The organism is Actinomyces sp. oral taxon 897 (assembly GCF_002999235.1).
Lineage (GTDB): Bacteria > Actinomycetota > Actinomycetes > Actinomycetales > Actinomycetaceae > Actinomyces.
The window spans coordinates 396,288-416,397 of sequence record NZ_CP027236.1; the positions used below are offsets into that span (position 1 = coordinate 396,288).

Genomic DNA, 20,110 nt, shown 5'->3' on the forward strand with positions numbered 1-20,110 from the left:
GGGTGGGCCGGTAGGATCTGCCTCATGACTGCTCCGGACGTCCCCGCCCGCGCCCTCTGCCCCGCCGTGGACCTGGCCGCCCTGGCCGCCCGGGTCGGTGTTGCGGCGGAGCACGTCATCCCCTACGGGCGCGACGTGGCCAAGATCGACCTGGCCGCCCTGGGCCCCGGCACCCCGCAGGATCCCGCCGACCAGGGGGCGGTCCGCCCCGACCTGCACTACGTGGTCGTGACCGCCATCACCCCGACGCCTTTCGGCGAGGGCAAGACCACCACCGCCATCGGCCTGGCCCAGGCCCTGGTCCGCCGGGGCGAGCGGGCCACCCTGACCCTGCGCCAGGGCGCCATGGGCCCCACCTTCGGCGTCAAGGGAGGGGCGGCCGGCGGCGGGGCCAGCCAGGTCCTCCCCGCCGAGCGCATGAACCTGCACCTGACCGGGGACTTCCACGCCGTCACGGCCGCCCACAACCTGCTGAGCGCCATGGTCGACAACCACCTCCACCACGGCAACGCCCTGGGGATCGATGAGCGCTCCATTACCTGGCCCCGGGTCCTGGACGTCAACGACCGCGCCCTGCGCCACGTGGTCACCGGCCTGGGGGCCCGGGCCGACGGCGTCACCCGTCAGGCCTCCTTCGACATCACCCCCGCCAGCGAGGTCATGGTCATCCTGTCCCTGGCCACCTCCCTGGCCGACCTGCGCGCCCGCCTCGGCCGCATTGTGGTGGGCCGCACCACCTCAGGGGGCTGGGTCACCGCCGAGGACCTGGGCGCCGCCGGGGCCATGGCGGCGCTCCTGCGCGACGCCCTGGCCCCCAACCTCCTGCGCACCACCGAGGGCACCCCCGTGCTGGTGCACACCGGGCCCTTCGGCAATATCGCCACCGGCTGCTCCTCGGTCGTCGCCGACCTCGTGGCCGCCCGCGGCGGGGGCTACGTGCTGACCGAGGCCGGCTTCGGGGCGGACATGGGCGCCGAGCGCCTCTTCGACCTCAAGTGCGCCGTCTCCGGCCTGGTGCCCCGGGCCGCCGTCGTGGTGGTCACCGTACGGGCCCTGAAGGCCCACTGCGGGCGCTACCACCTGGTCGCGGGCAGGGACCTGCCGGAGGCCATGCGCGCCCGGAGCGTCCAGGACGTGCGGGCCGGGGCCGCCAACCTCCTCAGGCACCTGGAGATCGTGCGCGGTTTTGGCGTCGAGCCGGTGGTGGCCGTCAACGTCTTCCCCACCGACCACGACAGCGAGGTCGCCGAGGTGGTGCGCATCGCCACCGGGGCCGGGGTGCGGGCGGTACCCGTCAACCCCGTGGAGGCCGGTGGTGCCGGCTGCCTGGAGCTGGCCGACGCCCTGGCCGACGCCTGCGCCGCCGCCTCACCCGTCCTGCGGCCCCTGTACCAGGCCGACGACGACCTGCGCACCAAGATCGGCAAGGTCGCCGCCATGTACGGGGCCGACGGGGTGGACTACGCCCCCGCCGCCTCCCGCCTCATTGACACCTACGAGGAGGGCGGCTACGGCGCCCTGGCGGTGCTGGTGGCCAAGACGCCCCTGTCGCTGTCCGCCGACCCCAAGGTCCCCGGCGCCCCCACCGGCTGGCGCCTGCCCGTGCGCGAGGTGCGGCTGGCCGCCGGCGCGGGCTACGTCTACGCCGTGTGCGGGGCCCTGTCCACCATGCCCGGCCTGCCCAGCCACCCCGCCGCCGAGAAAGTGGACCTGGACGTGTCCACCGGCCAGATCCTGGGCCTGCGCTGAGGGCGCGGCCGCGGCCTACGCCCGGGCCGGGAAGAGGCGCCCACAGCTCCCGGCTGGCGTAGGCCGCACCCCGCCCGAGCCGGGGCGCGGCCTACGCCCCACCGGTGCCGGGAACCCCGCCGCCAGGCCCTCCACGCCCGCGCGGAGCGGCGCACCACGCCTTGGCCCCGGCGCACCTGCCGGCGGCTACAGGTCCAGGTCCTCCAGGGCCACCAGGTGCCGGTTGCTGATCTGCTCGACCTTGTCCACCCGCCTGCGGTACTTGGGCTGGTCCAGGAAGCCGGTGGTCATCCACACCCGGACGATCTCCAGGGCGATCGCCGAGCCAATGATCTTGCCTCCCAGGCACAGCACGTTGGAGTCGGTGTGCTCCCGGGCGAGCCGGGCGCAGAAGGGGTCCTGGCACACCACCGCCGTCAGCCCGCGCACCCGGTTGGCGATCAGGGCCGAGCCGTAGCCCACCCCGTCGACGAAGACGCCCCGGTCGGCCTGGCCCCGGGCCACTGCCAGGGCGGCGGGGTAGACGTGGTCGGACAGGTCGGCGGGCTGGGTGTCCGGCGTGCCGAAGTCCTCGGTGGTGTGTCCCTGGGACTCCAGCCACGCCGCGATCTCTCTCTTGAGCGGGAAGCCCGCGTGGTCACTGGCAAGTGCAATACGCATATGGTGAGTCTAACATCACACTGTCGTGCGGGGGCGGCGTATGAGACGGCCCCGGCCCGCCTCTGGCGGGTCCGGCCCCGCCCCGCCAGGCGGTGCCCGGGGGCGTCCGGTAGGAGGAGAGGGCTCCTCCCGGGGAGGGAGCGTGCCCGCGGGCAGGATCGACACGAGGGCGGATTCCCCTCAGGACGGCGGTTCCTAGCCTGGCAGGTGACGGCGCGCACCGCGTCGCCACCGACACGCCCCGAAGGAAGCAGCCATGACGGCCGAACCCACCCCGCCCATCCTGTCCGCCAGATCCCTGAGCCGCACCTACGGCACCGGCCCGGCGTGCGTCGAGGCCCTCAAAGGGGTGGACCTGGACGTCCTCCCCGGTACCTTCACCTCCATTATGGGACCCTCCGGGTCAGGCAAGTCCACCCTCGTGCACTGCCTGTCCGGCATGGACCGGCCCACCTCCGGCTCGGTCACCCTGGAGGGCGTCCAGATGGTGGGCATGAAGGACCGGGCCCTGACCGAGCTGCGTCGGCGCCGCATCGGCTTCGTCTTCCAGTCCTTCAACCTCCTGCCCACCCACACGGTACGCACCAACATCACCATGCCTCTGCGCCTGGCGGGCCAGAAGGTGGACGAGGACCGCCTCCGCGAGCTCACCGGACGCCTGGGCGTGGACGGGCTCCTGGGCCGCCTGCCGGCCACCCTCTCCGGTGGGCAGGCCCAGCGCGTGGCCATTGCCCGCGCCCTCATCGCGGCCCCCGCCCTCCTGGTGGCCGACGAGCCCACCGGCAACCTGGACTCCGCCGCCAGCCAGGAGGTCCTGACCCTCCTGCGCTCCACCGCCGACGCCGGGCAGACCGTCCTCATGGTCACCCACGACGCCGACGCCGCGGCCGCCGGGGACCGCGTCGTCGTCATCCGTGACGGCCGCGTGGTGGAGGACCGGGAGGCCCGCTCATGAGGGGGGCGGGACTGACCTGGCTCGCCTGGGACAACGTACGCCACTCCTGGCGCTCCCAGGCCGCCACCGCCCTGGCCGTGGGCCTGTCGACGGCCTTCGTCGTGGTGGTCCTGGCCCTGGCCGGCGGGCTCAGCCGGGCGGTGGAGGACAGCAGCGCCCGGCCCCTGAGCACCGCCGACGTCGTCATCGGGTGCGACGCGCAGCAGGGCCCCTGCCCTCCCGCCGGGGCCCTGCTGAAGGTGGTCGCCGACGTCCCGGGGGTCGGTGCGGCCGCCGCCGACTCCCTGTCCTACCGGCGCGTGCGCGCCGACGGCAACGAGGTCAACGTCGTCTTCGGGCCCGTCCTGCCCGAGCCCCTGCGCTACGACCGCCTGACCGCCGGGACCTGGCCCGTGGCCGGCAGGGCCCAGGTGGCCCTGGAGGCGGACACCGCCCAGGCCCTGGGGGCGGGGGTCGGCACCAGCCTGACCCTGACCGACCCCGTCGGCGGGAAGGCCCCCCAGACCCTGGAGGTCGTCGGCCTCCTGGAGTCCCAGGGGCTGGGTGCCGGACGCGGTGTCAGCGGCCTGGAGGACGGCGCCGAGGGCTCCACGGTGCTCCTGAGCGCCCAGGACCCCGACCAGGCCCCCGCCCTTGCCCGGGCCGTGGGGGACGCCCTGGCCGCAGTGGGCACGGTGGCCGACCCGCAGGATCCCTCCCGCACCTACGACCTGGGTGCCGCGCAGGTCCTCACCGGTGAGCAGGCGCGTCAGGACGCCGTCGCCCGGACCACCCAGAACGCGGACTCCAGCAGCCAGGTCCTCCTCGTCTTCGCCATGATCGCGGTGCTCCTGTCCGTGGCGATCGTCTCAACGACCTCCCAGGTGACCCTGCGCCGCCGCACCCGCCAGACCGGCCTCCTGCGCTGCACGGGCGCCACCACGGGGCAGGTGCGCCGCCTCCTGATGGTGGAGTCCGCCCTGGTCGGGCTCGCCTCCGGGGTGCTCGGCCTGCTCCTGTCCCTGCCAACGGTCATAGTGCTCCTCACGACCACCGGTATCTGTCATGACGCCGGTGAGGCTCTGGGGACCGTGACCCCCGCCTCCGCGGCCTCGGCGCTGGTGCTGGCCGTCGTGGTCTGCGTCCTGGCCTCCCTGCGGGCCGTCTCGGCCGCCGCCCGCACCAGCCCCATGGCCGTCCTGGCGGGGGCCGGGGGAGCCCAGGGTCCGCGCACCCGTCGTCGCAGCCTGCTGACCTGGGGGCTCACGGCCCTCCTGGTGGTCCTGGGGGCGGCCCTGGTCGCCTGGGGCGCCGCCTCCCACGGGCAGGAGGCGGGCGGCGGCGCGTCCAGCCTGCTCGCGACGCTCGCCGGCGGGGTGGCCCTGCTGGTGGCGCTCGTGGTCGCCATGACCCGCGCGACCCCCGCCACCGGCACCCTCGTGGCGCGCCTCCTGGGACGCTGGGAGGCCGGGCACCAGGGCGCCCTGGGCCTGCGCCGCTCCGGAGGCCGGGCCGGGGCCACCGGGGCCATGATGCTCGTGGGCGTCGTCCTGGTCACCGCCACCCTGGTGGGGGCCGCCTCCATGCGCGCGTCGGTGGGTGCGGAGATCGACCGGCGCCGCCCCGTGGACGTCGTGGTGCACACCGACGCCGAGGCGGGGTGGACGGCCAGCCAGGTCTCCCAGATCGAGTCCGTGGCCGGGGTGAGCGCCTCCGCCCCCATGCGCTGCCTGAGGGCCACCGACGCCGACGGCGTCACGGCCTCCCCGGTGCAGCTCACGGCCGTGGACCCCGGGCAGTGGGCCGGTGTCACCCGGCGCCCCACGGACCAGGTCAGTGCCGGCAGCGCCCTGGTGGACGCCACCAGCCCGTGGGCGGGGCGGAGCCGCCTCAGTCTCACCCTGGGGTCGGGCACCACCCTGAGCCTGCCCGTGAGCACCCTGGCCTCCCGCACCCTGGGGGCCGACCAGGTCCGGGTGGCGCTCTCGGACCTGCCCGTCCGGGTGGCCCAGGAGGCGCCCACCTGCGCCGTGTGGCTGCGCACGGTGGACGGCATGTCCGGGGGCGAGTTCCAGCGCGCCCAGGCCGCGCTGCTGAGGATCGACCCCGACATGCAGGTCGGCGGGGGCCTGGCTGAGCGCGTGAGCGCGGAGAAGACCCTGGGCCAGGTCCTCACGGCCGTCATGGGCCTCCTGGCGGTCTCCCTGCTGGTGTGCGTGGTGGGCCTGGTCAACGTCCTGGGGCTGGGGGTCGCCGAGCGGCGCCGTGAGCTGGCCGTCCTGCGCGCCGTGGGCATGTCCCGCTCCCAGGTCTGCGGGGTCGTCATGACCGAGGGCGTGGTCCTGGCCCTGACCTCCCTGCTCCTGGGGCTCGCGGCGGGAACGGGCCTGGGCACTCTGGGGTCGCACGCGGTCCTGGCCCTGGCGGGAGGCCTGGGCACCCAGGTGACGGTGCCCTGGGGGCAGGTGGTGCTGCTGGCCGTCGCGACCCTCGTGGTGGCCGCCCTGGCCAGCGCGGTGCCCGCGGCGGGGGCCTCGCGCATCAGCCCGGTGGAGGCCATGGCGCGCGAGTGAGCCCGTCCCGGGCGCGTCGGTGCCAGGTGCATTCAGTGCCAGCACGCCGGCACCGGCGCGTCCGGACGGCTTGCCAAAGTAGGTTAATGAACATAACCTAAGTGTGTGACCAGGTCGGAGGATGGGGACAGGCGGACCACGGACACCCGCGAACGGCTCGTGTCCGCCGCAGTGGAGCGCGTCGACGAGGTCGGGTGGGACCGGCTCAGCCTCTCCGCGGTCGCCAGGGCCTGCGGGATCTCGCCCCCCGCCTGCTACAAGCACTTCCCGGACAGGGAGCACCTCCTTGCCGCCGCGCTCCTTGCCCTGTCCGCGCAGGTCGGTCGCCAGGCACGGGCCCGCCTGCGCCCTGACCCCCAGGACTCCCTCCTGGGTGTGGCCCAGCTCCTGGTGACCATGGCCCAGGAGCACCCCCGCCTCCTGGACCTTCTCCTGTTCAGCCCCGCCGCCCTGGCGGCCCTGGACGGGACGGGCCGCTACCCCCTCCTGGACCTGGTGCGCGGTGAGGTCGCCCGGATGGCGGCACGCCACGACCTCGACGCGACGACCCTGTTCACCGTCCTGTGGGCCTTTATCCAGGGCTACTCCCGGCTCGTCGCCACCGGGGCAGCCACCTACGACACCGACCTCCTGCGGCAGACTATGAACGCCTTCACCATGATAGGAAAGAATACGTGACCCATACACTCATTGTCTACGCCCATCCCTGGACCGGATCGCTCAACCACGCGATCCTAGAGGCCGTCACCAGCGCCCTGGACGTCGCCGGGCAGCCCTACGATGTCATCGACCTTCTGGCCGACGGCTTCGACCCCCGCTACGACGCCGCCGAGCTCGCGCTCTTCCGCTCCGGCGGCACCAACGACCCGCTGGTCACCCGCTACCAGGGGCTCGTGGAGCGCGCCACCCGCCTGGTCGTCATCGCCCCCGTGTGGTGGAACGACGTCCCCGCCGTCCTCAAGGGCTTTATCGACAAGGTCATGAAGCAGCAGTGGGCCTACGTGCCCACCGGCAGGGGGATCCGGGGACGCCTGGGGCACGTGGAGGAGGCCCTCGTCCTGACCACCTCCACCTCACCCACCTGGTACCTGCGTCTCGCCCGGGGCAACGCCGTCAGACGGACCCTCGTAGGGGCCACCCTCAGGCAGCTGGGTATCCGTCGCCGCCGCTGGGTCAACTACGGGCGGGCCGGCTCGGGCGGCCCGGAGCGCGTCCGGCGCCACCTGGAGCAGGTGGCCCGCCTCGCCGTCGGGTGAGGCGGGTGCCCCCGCCCGCGTACGTAGGTGGTGCCGCTGAGCAGCTTCAGGGCGGTGCGGGTGCCCCCGCCCGCGTACGGACCCGACCGCGCGCCAGGCCCGTACGCGGACGCAGGGGCCGGGACGGGGGACAGGATCAGGACGGAGGCCTTCAGAGGACCTCGGCACCGAAGCGCTCGGCGTACTCCTGGGCGCTGAGCAGCTCCCCCTCCCCGCTCACCTCCACGGTGAACAGCCAGGCCGCGTAGGGGTCGGCGTTGACCAGGGCCGGGTCGTCCACGACCGCCCCGTTGACCTCCACCACCGTACCGGAGACGGGGGAGTAGAGGTCCGAGACCGCCTTGGTGGACTCCAGCTCGCCGCAGGGCTCCCCGGCGACCACCTCGCTGCCGACCTCGGGCAGGTCCACGTAGACCACCTCGCCCAGGGCGTCGGTGGCCACGGCGCTCACCCCCACCCGGGCGGGGCGGGAGGAGTCGAGCCACTCGTGCTCCGGGGAGTAGCGAAGGCCGGGCGTGACAGGCTGCTTGGGCATGATCGGTTCCTCTCGGATCGGGGACGGTGAACCAGGTGGCGGGCGATGCTCGCCCGCCCCAGAACCAGGGCGGACCCGGCCGCTACCGGCGGGCGAGGCCGCGTACCGGCGGGCGTCTAGCGGGGGCGCCGGTAGAAGGGCGGGGTGACGACCTCCATGGGCAGGGCCCGGCCGCGCACGTCCACGCTCAGGCGCGTGCCCACCGGCCAGGTGCCCGCGGGCGCGGGCCCGCCGGGACGCAGGCGGGCCAGGGCGATCGGGTAGCCCAGCGTGGGGGAGAGCAGGCCGCTGGTCACCTCCCCGACCTCCTGCCCCTCCGGGCCCAGGACCGTGCACCCCGCCCGGGCCGCCCGCCGCCCCTGGCCGCGCAGGGCCACGAGCATCCAGGTCCCCGCCTGCCCGTCACGCCCCGAGCGCTCGGCCAGGGCCGAGCGGCCCACGAAGTCCGGATCCTCCGGGCCGAGCTTGACCACCCCGGCCAGGCCCGCGTCCAGGGGGGTGACCTCCTCGCTGAGCTCGTGGCCGTACAGGGCCATGCCCGCCTCCAGGCGCAGGGAGTCGCGCGCCGCCAGGCCGCAGGGGGTCAGCGCCGGCAGCGTCGTGCCCCCGTCCCCCACCCCGGGCAGGGCCGCGGCCGCACGGGTCACGACCTCCCACAGGTCCACGGCGTCCTCGCCGGCGCAGAAGATCTCAAAGCCGTCCTCACCGGTGTAGCCGGTGCGGGCCAGCAGGACCCGGTGCCCCGCCGCCGTGGCCCGGGCGACGGCGTAGTAGCGCAGGCGCGCCAGCAGCTCGCCCCCGCACAGCACGTCCGCCTCCCCGCAGCCCCGGGAGGTGGGGGAGGTCGCCTGGCGGGCCGCGTCGGGGGGCACCGGCCGCAGGGCCGCGGGCGAGGCCACCCCGGAATCGACCACCTGCGAGAGGACCTCGACGGCACGGGGCCCCTGGACGGCCAGGAGCGCAGTGTCGTCGCTCACGTCCTCCACCTGCGCCTGAAAGCCCGCCACCCGCTCGGCCAGGGCGGCCGCCACCCGCTCGCGGTTGCCGGCGTTGGGCACCACCAGGTACCGCTCCTCACAGACCCGGTAGACAATGAGGTCGTCCAGCACGCCGCCGCCCGTGTCCACGATCATCATGTAGCGGGCCCGCCCCACGCCGAGGGTGCCAGCCCGGCCCGTCAGCGCGTGGTCCAGGGCCGCGCCCGCCTGGGGGCCGCGTACCCACACCTCCCCCATGTGGGACAGGTCGAAGAGCCCGGCGGCGGTGCGCACCGCCCGGTGCTCGGCCAGGTCCGAGGCGTAGCGCAGGGGCATGTCCCAGCCGCCGAAGTCGGTGAAGGAGGCGCCCAGGGACACGTGGACCTCGTGCAGGGGCGTGCGCCGCAGGGCCGGGGAGGAGGTCATGGTCGGTCCTTCCTTTCAGGAGACGGAGGTGTCAGGGAGTTCCTGCGGGGTCGGGTAGGTGCACACCAGGTGGCGGTCGCCCCAGGCGTTGTCGACGCGGGTCACCGGCGGGAAGTAGCGTGTGCGCCGGGCCGCGCTCGCGGTCCCGGGCCAGGCCCCCTGGGTACGCGGGTAGGAGCGGGTCCACTCCTCGGCGGTCACCTGGGCCAGCGTGTGCGGGGCCAGGCGCAGCGGGGAGTCCTCCAGGGCGATCCGCCCGGCGGCCACGTCGTCGATCTCGGCGCGGATGGTGGTCATGGCCGCCACGAACCGGTCCAGCTCCTCCAGGGGCTCGGACTCGGTGGGCTCGACCATGAGGGTCCCGGCCACCGGGAAGGACAGGGTGGGGGCGTGGAAGCCGAGGTCGATGAGGCGCTTGGCCACGTCCTCGGCCGTGACCCCGGTGTCCCGGGTCAGCTCCCGCAGGTCCAGGACGCACTCGTGGGCCACCAGGCCGCCGGGCCCGGTGTACAGCGTGGGGTAGGCCTCCGCCAGGCGCCGTGAGAGGTAGTTCGCGGCGGCGACGGCGCCCAGGGTGGCGCGGCGCAGGTCGGCGTCGTCCATGAGCGCCAGGTAGGCCCAGGACAGGGGCGCGAGCCCCGCCGAGCCGAAGCGCGCCCCGGCCACCGGGTCCCCGTAGAAGCCCGCGTCCGGGTCGCCCTCCTCGGGGGCCGTCGACTCGTTGTGCCCGGCGGGCAGGTAGGGGACCAGGTGCGCCTTGGCCGCCACCGGCCCCACCCCCGGCCCCCCGCCGCCGTGGGGGAGGGCGAAGGTCTTGTGCAGGTTGAGGTGGCTGACGTCACCGCCCAGGTCCCCGGGGCGCAGCAGGCCGCACAGGGCGTTGAGGTTGGCCCCGTCGATGTAGACCTGGCCCCCGGCGGCGTGGACCAGGTCGGTCACGTGGCGCACCTGCTTCTCGAAGACCCCGTGCGTGGAGGGGTAGGTGAGCATAATGGCGGCGACCCGGCCCGCGTGGGCCGCGAGCCTGGCCTCCAGGTCGGCCACGTCAACGGACCCGTCCGGGGCGGTCCCCACCGCGACCACCCGCAGGCCCGCGGCCGCGGCCGAGGCGGCGTTGGTGCCGTGGGCCGAGGCGGGGACGAGGCACACGTCCCGCTCACCCTGGCCGCGGGCCTCCAGGTAGCCGCGGATGGCCAGGAGCCCGGCGAGCTCCCCCTGGGCCCCGGAGGCCGGCTGGAGGCTGACCCGGTCGTAGCCGGTCACCCGGGCCAGGCGCTGGCTCAGGTCGGCCAGGAGACGGCGCCAGCCGCGGGTCTGGGACGCCGGGGCCAGGGGGTGGATGCCCGCCAGGGCGGGGTCGAGCCAGGTGGCGGACTCGACGGCGGCGTTGAGCTTGAGGGTGCACGACCCCAGGGGCACCATGGTGCGGTCCAGGGCCAGGTCGCGGTCCGCCAGGGTGCGCAGGTAGCGGGTGAGGGAGGCCTCGCAGCGGTGGGCGTGGAAGACCGGGTGGGTCAGGAAGCTGCTGGTGCGGCGCAGGTCCGCGGGCAGGGGGAAGGCGTCGGCGGGGGAGCCGTCGGTGTCGTCGGTGTCGACTGGGCCGGCGGCCGCCTTGGCGCGTCTCCAGCCGGGCGTCCAGTCCAGGAGCCAGGCGGCTGTCCCGATGCTCGTCCGGACGGGCGCTCCCGGTTCCCTGGGCGCCTCTGCCCCTGCTGAGCCGGCTGTGTCCAGGCTGATGCCTGGGCGGACCGGCTGCCTGGGCTCCGCCTTCGGCGAGCTGGCCGTGCCTGGGACGCTCACTGGACGACATACGGAAGATATCGCTGTCCATACAGGATCAGGATTTGCGGGCATCGCTGCCCCCCACATAGACTCTGCTGAGCTGGCTGTGTCCTGGCTGGTGCGTGGGCGGACCGGCCGCCTGGCCCCTGCCTTCGGCGAGCTGGCCGTGTCGTGGTGTCCCTGGTGACCAGGACCCGCCTGCTTCGCCTTCGGTGAGTCCGTGTCGGTCAGGGCGGACACCACGGCGTCCAGGTGGGCGGTGGTGGTCAGCTCGTTGATGGAGATCCCCACGTGCTTGGTGTCCAGGTGGCGGATGTTCACGCCGCGGTCGGCGGCCCGGGCCACGGCCCAGGCCGCCCCCTGGGGGACGTACACGGACAGGGTGTCGAAGAAGTCCCGGTGCTCCAGGGTCAGGCCGGCCGCCTCCAGCCGGGAGGCCAGGTCGGCGGCCTGCTCGTGGATCCGCGTGGCGATGGCGGTCAGCCCCTCGGGGCCGTGGTGGACGCAGTACATGGCGGAGACGACCGCCATGAGGGCCTGGGCGGTGCAGATGTTGGAGGTGGCCTTCTGACGGCGGATGTGCTGCTCGCGGGTCTGGAGGGCCAGGCGCAGGGCGGGGGCGCCGTCGCGGTCCCGTGACACGCCCACGATCCGCCCCGGGAGCTGGCGCGTCAGGGCGGTGGTCACGGACATGAAGCCCGCGTGCGGGCCGCCGTAGAACAGGGGCGCCCCCAGGCGCTGGGCCGAGCCGACGGCGATGTCCGCCCCCAGCTCCCCGGGCGGGGTCAGGAGCGTGGCGGCCAGCGGGTCCACGTCCACGGCCACCAGGCCGCCGCGCGCGTGGACGGACTCGACCAGGGGTCTCAGGTCGTGCAGGGCGCCGCGGGTGGAGGCCTGCGCCAGCACGACCCCGGCCAGGGGGTCGTTGGCGATGCCCATGATCGAGTTGTTGAGCATGCCGGTGAGGTCGGCGAAGATGACCGGCAGGTCCAGCTGGTAGGCCCGGGACACGGCCATCTGGACGCACTGGGGGTGCAGGTCCAGATCCAGCAGGACCGGGAGATCCTTGCCCTGACGTCCCTGGGCGCGCACCATCAGCATCATGGCCTCGGTCACGGCGGTGGCCTCGTCCAGCAGGGAGGCGCAGGCCACGGGCAGGCCGGTGAGGTCGCTGACCACCGTCTGGAACAGTAGCTGGGCCTCCAGGCGCCCCTGGCTGATCTCGGCCTGGTAGGGCGTGTAGGAAGTGGTCCACGCGGGGTTGGACAGCACGTCGCGGGCGATGACGGCCGGGGTGTGGGCGGGGTAGTACCCGGCGCCGATCATCTCCACGTGCGGGTCGTTGTCGGCGGCATAGCCGCGCAGGGCCGCCAGGACGCCGGCCTCGTCCAGGGCGGGTGAGGGCGTGCCAGCTGGCGGCGGGGGCAGGGCGGGCAGGCCGCCGGGCACGAGGGCGTCGGCCAGCTCCTCCAGGCTGCCCAGCCCCAGCACGGACAGCATCCGGCTGGTGTCCTGCGTGCTGGGGCCGACGTGACGGGAGACGAAGCGGGCAGGGGCGGGGGCGCGTCGTCGGGCCATGGAAACCTCCGAGGGACTCATAATGAAGGGCCCATCATAGGGGCAAGCTGGCACCTGGCCGGGGTACGGGCGCGGTGCGTCGCCGCCCCGGCGGTGGCTGACACAGGAGCGCCGGCGGTGGTTGACACAGGAGCCCCGGAGGACTTAATTTCATGCCGTAAATAACGTGGACCCGGCTCCGGGTCCGGTCCTGGAAGAGACGACGATGACCCTCCACCTGCGCAGTGCCGGCACCTCCCTGGTCCTGGACACCCTCCCCGACCGCTTCCCCGTGGTCCGGCACTGGGGCGCCGACCTGGGTGACGTCGACGGCGCGGACCTCACCGACGCGGCGGACGCCTCCCGCACCACGCTGGGCTCCAACACCGCCTGGATGCTCAACGACCTGCCGGTGCTGCCCCTGGCCTCCCTGGGCTGGTCCGCCCGCCCCGCCGTCGTCCTGCACCGCTGCGACGGCACCGCCTTCTCCTTCCACCCCGGGGCCGTCACCCACGAGGCGGGTCAGGAGACCGGCGCCGGTAGCGTGCGCACCCTCACCTCCACCGGCACCGACGCCGTCCACGGCGTCACCGTTGAGTGCGAGATCCGCCTGGAGCCCTCCGGCCTGGTGCGCGTGCGCGCCACCGTCCGCAACGACGCGACCGGCCGCGAGGACCTCGCCCCGGGGCTGTTCGTCGACGAGGTCACCCCCTACCTGCCCCTGCCCGACGCCGCCGACGAGATCCTCGGCATGTCCGGCCACCACCTGCGCGAGCGCGGCCTGCAGCGCCACGCCCTGACCGCCGGCACCCACCTGCGTGAGTCCTGGGAGGGGCGCCCCGGCCACGACGCCACCACCTGGCTGGCCGCCGGACGCAGCGGCTTCGGCTGGCGGTCCGGCACCGTCCACGGGGTGCACCTGGCCTGGAGCGGCGGCACGCGCTCCCTCGTCCTCAACCCGCCCCAGGGGCGCAAGCTCGTGGGCGCCGGGGAGCTCCTCCAGGGCGGTGAGGTCCTCCTGGGCCCCGGCGGCTCCTACACCTCCCCGTGGGCCGTCTTCTCCTGGGGCGAGGGCCTGGACGCCCTGGCCCACCGCTCCCACGCCTGGCTGCGCTCCCTGCCCTCCCACCCCTCCCGCCCCCGCCCGGTCCTGCTCAACACCTGGGAGGCCGTCTACTTCGACCACGACCTGGGCAAGCTCAAGGCGCTGGCCGACACCGCCGCGCAGGTCGGCATCGAGCGCTACGTCCTGGACGACGGCTGGTTCGGCTCCCGGCGCGACGACACCTCCGGCCTGGGGGACTGGCAGGTCTCCGCCGAGGCCTGGCCGGACGGCCTGGGGCCCCTGGTGGACCACGTCCACTCCCTGGGCATGGAGTTCGGGCTGTGGGTGGAGCCCGAGATGGTCAACCTCGACTCCGAGCTCGCCCGGGCCCACCCCGACTGGATCCTCTCCGACGGCGCCGGCGGGGCACCCGAGCACCGCCACCAGCGGGTGCTGGACCTGTGCGCGCCCGGCGCCTGGGAGTACCTGCTCGACTCCGTCTGCGACCTGGTCGGTCGCTACGGCATCGACTACCTCAAGTGGGACCACAACTCCCCGCTGGTGGCCGTCGGCCACGTGACGGCCCGCCCCACGTCCGGCCACCACGGGGGCGCGGCCGTCCACGACCAGACCCTGGCCCTCTACCGTCTCCTGGACGCCCTCCACGAGCGCCTCCCCGGCCTGGAGGTCGAGTCCTGCGCGGGCGGTGGCGGCCGGATCGACCTGGGCATGATGGAGCGTACCCAGCGCGTGTGGGCCTCGGACTCCATTGACGCCCACGACCGCCAGGACATCCAGCGCGGCACCACCCTCCTGCTGCCCCCCGAGCTCGTGGGCACCCACGTGGGCGCCGCTCGGGCCCACACCACGCTGCGTCACCTCGACCTGGGCTTCCGGGCCGGGACCGCCCTGTGGGGGCACATGGGCGTGGAGTGGGACCTGACCGCTGCGGATACGCTCACCCGCGAGCGCCTGGCCGCGGTCATCGCCCTGCACAAGGAGCTGCGGGGCCTGCTGCACTCGGGCCTGACCGTCCACGCGGACCTGCCCGACGACGACGCGCTGCGCATCGAGGGCGTGGTGGCCGCCGACGGCTCCCAGGCCGTCTACGAGATCGCCTGCCTGGGGCAGCTGCCTGCCTGGCCCACGGCCCCCCGCCCGCTGCCCGGGCTGGCCCCCCGACGCCGCTACCGGGTGGAGCTGGCCGCCCCCGCCTACCCCGACCTGGGGCTGCCGGCCGGGTGGATGGCCGACGGCGTCACCCTGCCCGGCTCCTACCTGTCCGCCACGGGCCTGGCCCTGCCGGTGCTCCACCCCGACCACCTGGTGCTGGTGCGCGCCACCGCCGTGGACTGAGGCCCTGGCCGGCCCTTGTCCGTGCGGTCCCGATCCCTCTGTCTCAGAGGGTCGGCAGCGGCTGAGGCCCTTGTCCGCGCGCGGTCCCGGACCCTGCTCCGGGGGCGAGAAGTGCTCAGAAGTGCTCCCGGGGGTGCGAGAAGGCCCGGCCCGGGATGGATCACCCGGGTCGGGCCTGTCGCACGAGGTCGCCCAGCCGTTTCCCATGTCGGCGGGCGGGGCCCTCCCTCGCCGAGCGCTCGGTCGCGGTCCCTGGTCCGCGTCCCGGCTTCCAGCGGGTGACGGTCACTGACGCTCCCCAACGTCTCTCGGCACCCACCGTCCGGCGGCACAACCAATAGTGCACACCACCCCTGGGAGAACACCCCCGTAGTACCTCACAGCTTCCTGGGAAAAACGAGGCGGCGCCGGGGTGCCGCTACGGACGCAGCTCACTGGCACAGAAACGCCTTGTGGGAGGCGGGGAGAGCCTCCAGGGCTGCTCGTGGGTGGCGTCATTGCAGGGGCCTCCGGGCCATCTCCTGCGCCCGGGCGCGGCTGACCATGTGCTGGCGCTCCGCTCTGACGCACGCCTGGATCCACCGGGTCGGCACGCAGCCGACCTTAAGGTCAGGTGCCGGGCGCTCGACGCCCGCGGCGTAGAAGTCGGAGTCGCTAGGGCTGGTCAGGTCGGTGCCGGTAAGACGGGCGCCGTGCTGCCTGAGGGTCGTGGTGACGACGCTGAACGAGACGCGGTACCGGGCGGCGAGGACGATCATGGCGTCGCGGTCCGGCTTCCTGACGACGGCGGAGGCTGCGGGCGGCGGGTTCCTCGTCCTTCTACACTTGCCCGCGATGACCGTTACGACCGCTACGACCCCGTTCCTTGACGCCGGCCCGGTCGGTGACGGGGGTCGTGGTGCTCGCCGCCGGTCCCACGGAGGCGCTCCCAGCCTCTCCCGACCGCGGGGCACCGCCCGACGTGTGCGCGGGGCACCGCCCGACGTGCGTGCGGGGCACCGCCCGTCGTGAGCGTGAAGCTCGCGACCTCGGTACCTCCTTCACCGAGCTCGGCGGCCGGGACGCGCCGCTGCGCTGTACGCTCCTGGCCGCCGACCGGGACGTCGGCCCATCCCTCAGCGGCCTGCGCGGCAACGGCGTGCGCCCGGGACGTAGGGAGGGTGTCTTGCGGCGTATGACTGATCTACGAAAGTACTCGGCGGCCTTCTACCTCAAGAGCACGGCCCTGGTCATGCCGATACTGCCGCTCTGGTGGACGGTCGACCAGGGCGTCCCTCTCGGCACGTACTTGTCCCTCATGGCGGCAGGAAATGTCTTCAGCATGGTCATCGACCTGCCGCTGTCGTTCTTCAGCGACCGCCTCTCGCACGCAGCCTTCTATGCGTCGGGCCTCTTCGTCCTCGGGTCTGCGTTCACTGCGCAGATACTCCTCGGCGGGACCCCCGCGCTCCTTACCTACGTCGTCACCACGGCCGTCGCCGACGCCCTCATATCCGGCGCCGACGCCAGCCTCCTGGTGGACGTCGTCGGTGAGAACCGATACCGTGACACCTACCGGCACCTTAACCGGCACTTCTACCTCTACACCGCCGCCTTCTTCCTCGCAGGGGTCGGGCTCTACTATCTCGACCCGCGTGCCCTGATGGCGCTGCAGGGCCTCATGCTGTGGTCCGGCGCGACGCTTGTCGCCAGGATCCGCCCTCGGGCGTCAGGCGGTCCCCGCGGCTCGCGGCCCGGTCGTCGCAGCAGTCCGTGGGCAACATGCGGAGCCGGTATTCGGCGTTATGCTCTCGGGGTTCCGGGAGACTATATTGTGATCGCTCTGGTCACGGTCATGCTCTCGGCGTTCTTCGACGGCCTCATGCAGTTCCAGAACCGAACGATTCAGGTTATTGCGGCGGACGCCGCGTCCGCACGGTTCGGCGGCGGTATCTGGACTTCTGCCGTGCTCCTGGCACTGGGTAACGCAGCGTCGTCCGTGGGCCTCGGCAGAGTCTTCTCCCGGCTGTCCGCCGGCCGCTCCGCGGTCCTAGGGCTGACCCTCCTGCTCCCCTTCTGCGTGTCCGCGCTCGTAGGGCTGGCGAGCGGAGACTTGATCCTCGTAGCAGCTGGCTACATGCTGCTCTGCGTGGTCAAGGGCGTCTACCGGCCTCTCGTCTCCGCGCTGGTCGTTCGACTGACCCCTGACGCAAGGTTCATATCGACATGGATTAGCGCCTTCGGAGTCCTCGCCGGAATCGTCTCCAGTGTCATCAACTTCGGTGTGGCCCTCGGCGGCAACACGGTCACCCGCAGCGAACTGATCTGGGCCGCCCTCGGGATCCTCCTGGGGGCAGTCGCCCTTGCTGTCGGGTGCTCCCGCAGGTCGGTGTCGGCCCCCTCTACGGAGGACGTTCCCCTAAACGCACCAGCAAGAGCGTGCCACTGGACCTCGCTATCGCTCCGTCCGTCGTACAGGAATATTCTCCCGGAACCTCCCTCCCGGACCTTAAGTCTCTTGCCGAGAATCTTCACGCCTCCGGTCTGCGTTCGCCGAAGCTCGAGGCGATCGGTTCACGCTCCGTTTCCTGGGAGTACGTGGACGGGGTCCCGGGAAACAGCAGTCGCCCCTTGACGTCCTACGACGGCTCCGGGGCGGGCTGGAGACTGCTTGTCAGTGATCTGGCGGCACGCAGCTCCGAGTTCGTTCCCGCCTTCCAATGCACTTCGGACGGCTTCGGAACGAGCCACGAATACTGTGCCGCCCTCTGCCGGTGCAGGGTCTTCTCCCACTGCGACCTCCGCCCCGGCAACATCCTGATACTGGAAGACGACTACCGTGCAGTAGGATGGGACCGCGCCCACTACTGCAGCCGCCTGTTCGACGAGCTGACCCTCGTCGTACACCCCTGGTTCAGTGACCGACCAGACGCCTACCAGCTCATGCGGGACACGGTCAGCAGACTCCTCCAGGGACACGATGACCGGTGTCCTGTAAGAGGTCTCGACGTGCTGGATCTCGTGGTCGGCTTCGCACGTGCGAGGTACCGTGACGTCGGGTGCCAGCCCGATGACGGGGGAGGGGAGTCGCTCGCACCGGGCTACCGGCGAGTCATCGCGGGCCTGGACGGCCTCCGAGGGGACGGCGCCTCATCCGCCGCGTAGCCTCAGCGTGCTCGACCGACAGCCGCGGTGCGTCCTGCCCCGCCGCCGAAAGGGGTCCCGAGCGTGCATCGGGTCACGGCGGTGCCCCGCGGTTGGGAGAGGCCGGGAGCGCCTCCGTAGACTGCCCGGCGATGAGCACCCAGACCCTCGCCACGACCCCCGCCACCGACCGGACCGGCGTCGACGCCCGCCCCCGGGGGCTGCCGCGCACCTACCACGTGCGCACCCTGGGGTGCCAGATGAACGTCCACGACTCCGAGCACATGGCCGGCCTGCTGGAGGCGGCCGGCTACCGGCGCGTCGAGGACGTGCCGCAGGCCGCCGCCCGCGCCACCGAGGCCGGTGACGGGGGCGCCGACGTCGTCATCCTCAACACCTGCTCGGTGCGTCAGAACGCCGCCAACCGCCTGTTCGGCAACCTGGGCCAGCTCGCCGCCGTCAAGCGCGGGCGCCCCGGCATGCAGATCGCCGTGGCCGGCTGCCTGGCCCAGCAGATGGGGCAGGGCATCGTCGAGCGCGCCCCCTGGGTCGACGTCGTCTTCGGTACCCACAATATTGACGTCCTGCCCGCCCTGCTGGAGCGGGCCCGCCACAACGCCGAGGCCGCCGTCGAGCTGGAGGAGTCCCTCAAGGTCTTCCCCTCCACCCTGCCCACCCGCCGCGACTCCGCCTACTCCGCCTGGGTGTCCATCGCCGTGGGCTGCAACAACACCTGCACCTTCTGCATCGTGCCCTCCCTGCGGGGCCGCCAGCGCGACCGCCGCCCCGGGGACGTCCTGGCCGAGATCCAGGCCGTGGCAGCCCAGGGGGCCATTGAGGTCACCCTCCTGGGGCAGAACGTCAACTCCTACGGGGTGGGCTTCGGGGACCGGGGCGCCTTCGCCGGGCTGCTGCGGGCCGCCGGGGCCGTGGAGGGCATTGAGCGGGTGCGCTTCACCAGCCCCCACCCGGCGGCCTTCACCGACGACGTCATCGAGGCCATGGCCACCACCCCCACCGTCATGCCCAGCCTGCACATGCCCCTGCAGTCGGGCTCGGACCGGATCCTGCGGGCCATGCGCCGCTCCTACCGCACCACCCGGTTCCTGGGGATCCTGGAGCGGGTGCGCGCCGCCATGCCCGAGGCGGCCATCACCACTGACATTATCGTGGGCTTCCCCGGGGAGACCGAGGAGGACTTCGCCGCCACCCTGGAGGTGGTTAAGCGGGCCCGGTTCGCCTCGGCCTTCACCTTCGAGTACTCCCCGCGCCCGGGCACCCCCGCCGCCGACCGGGACCAGGTGCCCGCCGAGGTGGTCAGGGAGCGTTACCAGCGCCTGGAGGCGTTGATGGGCCGCATCGCCCGGGAGGAGAACGAGAGGCAGGAGGGGCGCGTCGTCGAGGTGCTGGTCGCCGAAGGCCAGGGGCGCCGCGACGCGGCCACCGCCCGCGTCTCGGGGCGGGCCGCCGACAACCGGCTGGTGCACGCCGCCCTGCCCGCCGGCGTGGCGGCCGACGACTACGCCGGCGGCGCCCCGCGCCCCGGGGACGTGCTCACCGTGAGGGTCACCCACGGCGCCCCCCACAACCTCATTGCCGACTCCGCCCGATGCGGACGGCAACTGGGTGCGGCGGCGTCCGCGGCCAACCAGGCTCTGCGGCCCGGGGACCGCCTGTGGCTCGACGACGGCCCCGCCCTGTTCCAGGTGCGCCGCACGCGCGCCGGGGACGCCTGGGAGCGCTCCCGGACCGAGGCCTGTGCCGCCCCGGAGTCCGACACCGCCCCGGTGAGCCTGGGCATACCCACCATCCGGGTGGGGGCGCCGTCGGCCATCCGGGTAGGGGCGCCGTCGGGCGCCAGACCGGGGACCCCGCGCCGCTCAGGACAGGCGGACGTGCCTCTGGGTAGGTGAGCGCCTCTTTCGGTGGGTGGACGCCTTTTCCAGTGGGTGGGCGTGCCTCCCGGTGGGACAGGTGAACGCCTCTCCCGGTAGGTGGACGCCTCTCCCGGTAGGTGGACGCGCTTCCCGGTAGATAGACGCCTTTTCCGGTAGATGAACGCGCTTTTGGTCAGATGAACGCTTCTCTAGGTGGCGTTCACCTGCTCTATGCGGCGTTCATCCACCCTAGACGGCGT

Annotated in this window: 14 protein-coding genes; 9 read left to right on the forward strand and 5 right to left on the reverse strand. The window is 73.4% G+C overall.

Going from position 1 to position 20,110, the window contains the following annotated elements; genetic code table 11:
* The first annotated feature begins 24 nt into the window (after nucleotides 1–24).
* On the forward strand, nucleotides 25–1,749 hold the full coding sequence (locus tag C3V41_RS01645; protein WP_106108828.1) for a formate--tetrahydrofolate ligase: 1,725 nt from the start codon (nucleotides 25–27) through the stop codon (nucleotides 1,747–1,749).
* Nucleotides 1,750–1,935: 186 nt separating this feature from the next.
* Here C3V41_RS01645 and C3V41_RS01650 read toward each other — a convergent pair whose 3' ends face one another.
* Entirely contained in the window at nucleotides 1,936–2,409 is a 474-nt protein-coding gene (locus C3V41_RS01650; protein WP_106108829.1) for an RpiB/LacA/LacB family sugar-phosphate isomerase, read from the reverse strand.
* Nucleotides 2,410–2,665: 256 nt separating this feature from the next.
* Here C3V41_RS01650 and C3V41_RS01655 point away from each other — a divergent pair, with 256 nt between their 5' ends.
* The 4 genes from C3V41_RS01655 (at nucleotide 2,666) to C3V41_RS01670 (ending at nucleotide 7,172) form a co-directional block, all read left to right on the forward strand.
* A complete protein-coding gene (locus tag C3V41_RS01655; RefSeq protein ID WP_106108830.1) occupies nucleotides 2,666–3,364 on the forward strand; it encodes an ABC transporter ATP-binding protein in 699 nt (232 codons plus the stop codon).
* Entirely contained in the window at nucleotides 3,361–5,916 is a 2,556-nt protein-coding gene (locus tag C3V41_RS01660; RefSeq protein ID WP_106108831.1) for an FtsX-like permease family protein, read from the forward strand. Before C3V41_RS01655 ends, C3V41_RS01660 begins: the two co-directional genes overlap by 4 nt.
* A 105-nt stretch (nucleotides 5,917–6,021) precedes the next feature.
* Nucleotides 6,022–6,594, forward strand: coding sequence for a TetR/AcrR family transcriptional regulator (locus C3V41_RS01665; protein ID WP_106108832.1), 573 nt, complete (start codon nucleotides 6,022–6,024; stop codon nucleotides 6,592–6,594).
* Nucleotides 6,591–7,172, forward strand: a complete 582-nt coding sequence (locus tag C3V41_RS01670) for an NAD(P)H-dependent oxidoreductase (protein WP_106108833.1) — start codon at nucleotides 6,591–6,593, stop codon at nucleotides 7,170–7,172. The genes C3V41_RS01665 and C3V41_RS01670 overlap by 4 nt, the downstream gene beginning before the upstream one ends.
* Nucleotides 7,173–7,323: 151 nt before the next feature.
* Here C3V41_RS01670 and gcvH read toward each other — a convergent pair whose 3' ends face one another.
* The 3 genes from gcvH to C3V41_RS13500 all read right to left on the reverse strand — a co-directional run bounded on the left by gcvH (nucleotide 7,324) and on the right by C3V41_RS13500 (nucleotide 12,491).
* Nucleotides 7,324–7,707, reverse strand: a complete 384-nt coding sequence (gene gcvH, locus C3V41_RS01675; RefSeq protein WP_106108834.1) for a glycine cleavage system protein GcvH — start codon at nucleotides 7,705–7,707, stop codon at nucleotides 7,324–7,326.
* Nucleotides 7,708–7,823: 116 nt separating this feature from the next.
* Entirely contained in the window at nucleotides 7,824–9,110 is a 1,287-nt protein-coding gene (locus C3V41_RS01680; RefSeq protein WP_106108835.1) for a glycine cleavage system aminomethyltransferase GcvT, read from the reverse strand.
* Nucleotides 9,111–9,125: 15 nt separating this feature from the next.
* Nucleotides 9,126–12,491 carry a beta-eliminating lyase-related protein gene (locus tag C3V41_RS13500; protein ID WP_254423642.1) on the reverse strand — a complete coding sequence of 1,122 codons (3,366 nt, stop codon included), beginning with the start codon at nucleotides 12,489–12,491 and terminating at the stop codon, nucleotides 9,126–9,128.
* 184 nt (nucleotides 12,492–12,675) lie between these two features.
* Between C3V41_RS13500 and C3V41_RS01695 the strand changes: the two genes are divergently transcribed.
* Complete coding sequence (locus C3V41_RS01695) at nucleotides 12,676–14,850, forward strand: alpha-galactosidase (protein WP_106108836.1); 2,175 nt, start codon at nucleotides 12,676–12,678, stop codon at nucleotides 14,848–14,850.
* Between the two features lie 494 nt (nucleotides 14,851–15,344).
* Here the strand turns inward: C3V41_RS01695 and C3V41_RS01700 are convergent, their stop codons facing one another.
* Nucleotides 15,345–15,608 (reverse strand): hypothetical protein, encoded by a 264-nt coding sequence (locus C3V41_RS01700; protein ID WP_106108837.1) that lies wholly within the window; start codon nucleotides 15,606–15,608, stop codon nucleotides 15,345–15,347.
* A 416-nt stretch (nucleotides 15,609–16,024) separates the two neighbouring features.
* Between C3V41_RS01700 and C3V41_RS01705 the strand changes: the two genes are divergently transcribed.
* The 3 genes from C3V41_RS01705 to miaB all read left to right on the forward strand — a co-directional run bounded on the left by C3V41_RS01705 (nucleotide 16,025) and on the right by miaB (nucleotide 19,886).
* A complete protein-coding gene (locus tag C3V41_RS01705; RefSeq protein WP_106108838.1) occupies nucleotides 16,025–17,464 on the forward strand; it encodes a hypothetical protein in 1,440 nt (479 codons plus the stop codon).
* Complete coding sequence (locus C3V41_RS01710) at nucleotides 17,461–17,994, forward strand: hypothetical protein (RefSeq protein ID WP_129591452.1); 534 nt, start codon at nucleotides 17,461–17,463, stop codon at nucleotides 17,992–17,994. The genes C3V41_RS01705 and C3V41_RS01710 overlap by 4 nt, the downstream gene beginning before the upstream one ends.
* Nucleotides 17,995–18,125: 131 nt before the next feature.
* The gene (gene miaB / locus C3V41_RS01715) at nucleotides 18,126–19,886 is read left to right on the forward strand and encodes a tRNA (N6-isopentenyl adenosine(37)-C2)-methylthiotransferase MiaB (protein ID WP_106108840.1); all 1,761 of its coding nucleotides are present in this window, start codon (nucleotides 18,126–18,128) and stop codon (nucleotides 19,884–19,886) included.
* Nucleotides 19,887–20,110 lie beyond the last annotated feature (224 nt).

Excerpts from the sequence above, each read along its gene's own strand:
- C3V41_RS01660 (WP_106108831.1), top strand. The coding sequence starts at position 3,361 with ATGAGGGGGGCGGGACTGACCTGGCTCGCCTGGGACAACGTACGCCAC.
- C3V41_RS01680 (WP_106108835.1), bottom strand. The coding sequence starts at position 9,110 with ATGACCTCCTCCCCGGCCCTGCGGCGCACGCCCCTGCACGAGGTCCAC.
- C3V41_RS01645 (WP_106108828.1), top strand. The coding sequence starts at position 25 with ATGACTGCTCCGGACGTCCCCGCCCGCGCCCTCTGCCCCGCCGTGGAC.
- C3V41_RS01695 (WP_106108836.1), top strand. The coding sequence starts at position 12,676 with ATGACCCTCCACCTGCGCAGTGCCGGCACCTCCCTGGTCCTGGACACC.
- miaB (WP_106108840.1), top strand. The coding sequence starts at position 18,126 with ATGAGCACCCAGACCCTCGCCACGACCCCCGCCACCGACCGGACCGGC.
- C3V41_RS01705 (WP_106108838.1), top strand. The coding sequence starts at position 16,025 with ATGACTGATCTACGAAAGTACTCGGCGGCCTTCTACCTCAAGAGCACG.
- C3V41_RS13500 (WP_254423642.1), bottom strand. The coding sequence starts at position 12,491 with ATGAGTCCCTCGGAGGTTTCCATGGCCCGACGACGCGCCCCCGCCCCT.
- gcvH (WP_106108834.1), bottom strand. The coding sequence starts at position 7,707 with ATGCCCAAGCAGCCTGTCACGCCCGGCCTTCGCTACTCCCCGGAGCAC.
- C3V41_RS01700 (WP_106108837.1), bottom strand. The coding sequence starts at position 15,608 with ATGATCGTCCTCGCCGCCCGGTACCGCGTCTCGTTCAGCGTCGTCACC.
- C3V41_RS01655 (WP_106108830.1), top strand. The coding sequence starts at position 2,666 with ATGACGGCCGAACCCACCCCGCCCATCCTGTCCGCCAGATCCCTGAGC.
- C3V41_RS01650 (WP_106108829.1), bottom strand. The coding sequence starts at position 2,409 with ATGCGTATTGCACTTGCCAGTGACCACGCGGGCTTCCCGCTCAAGAGA.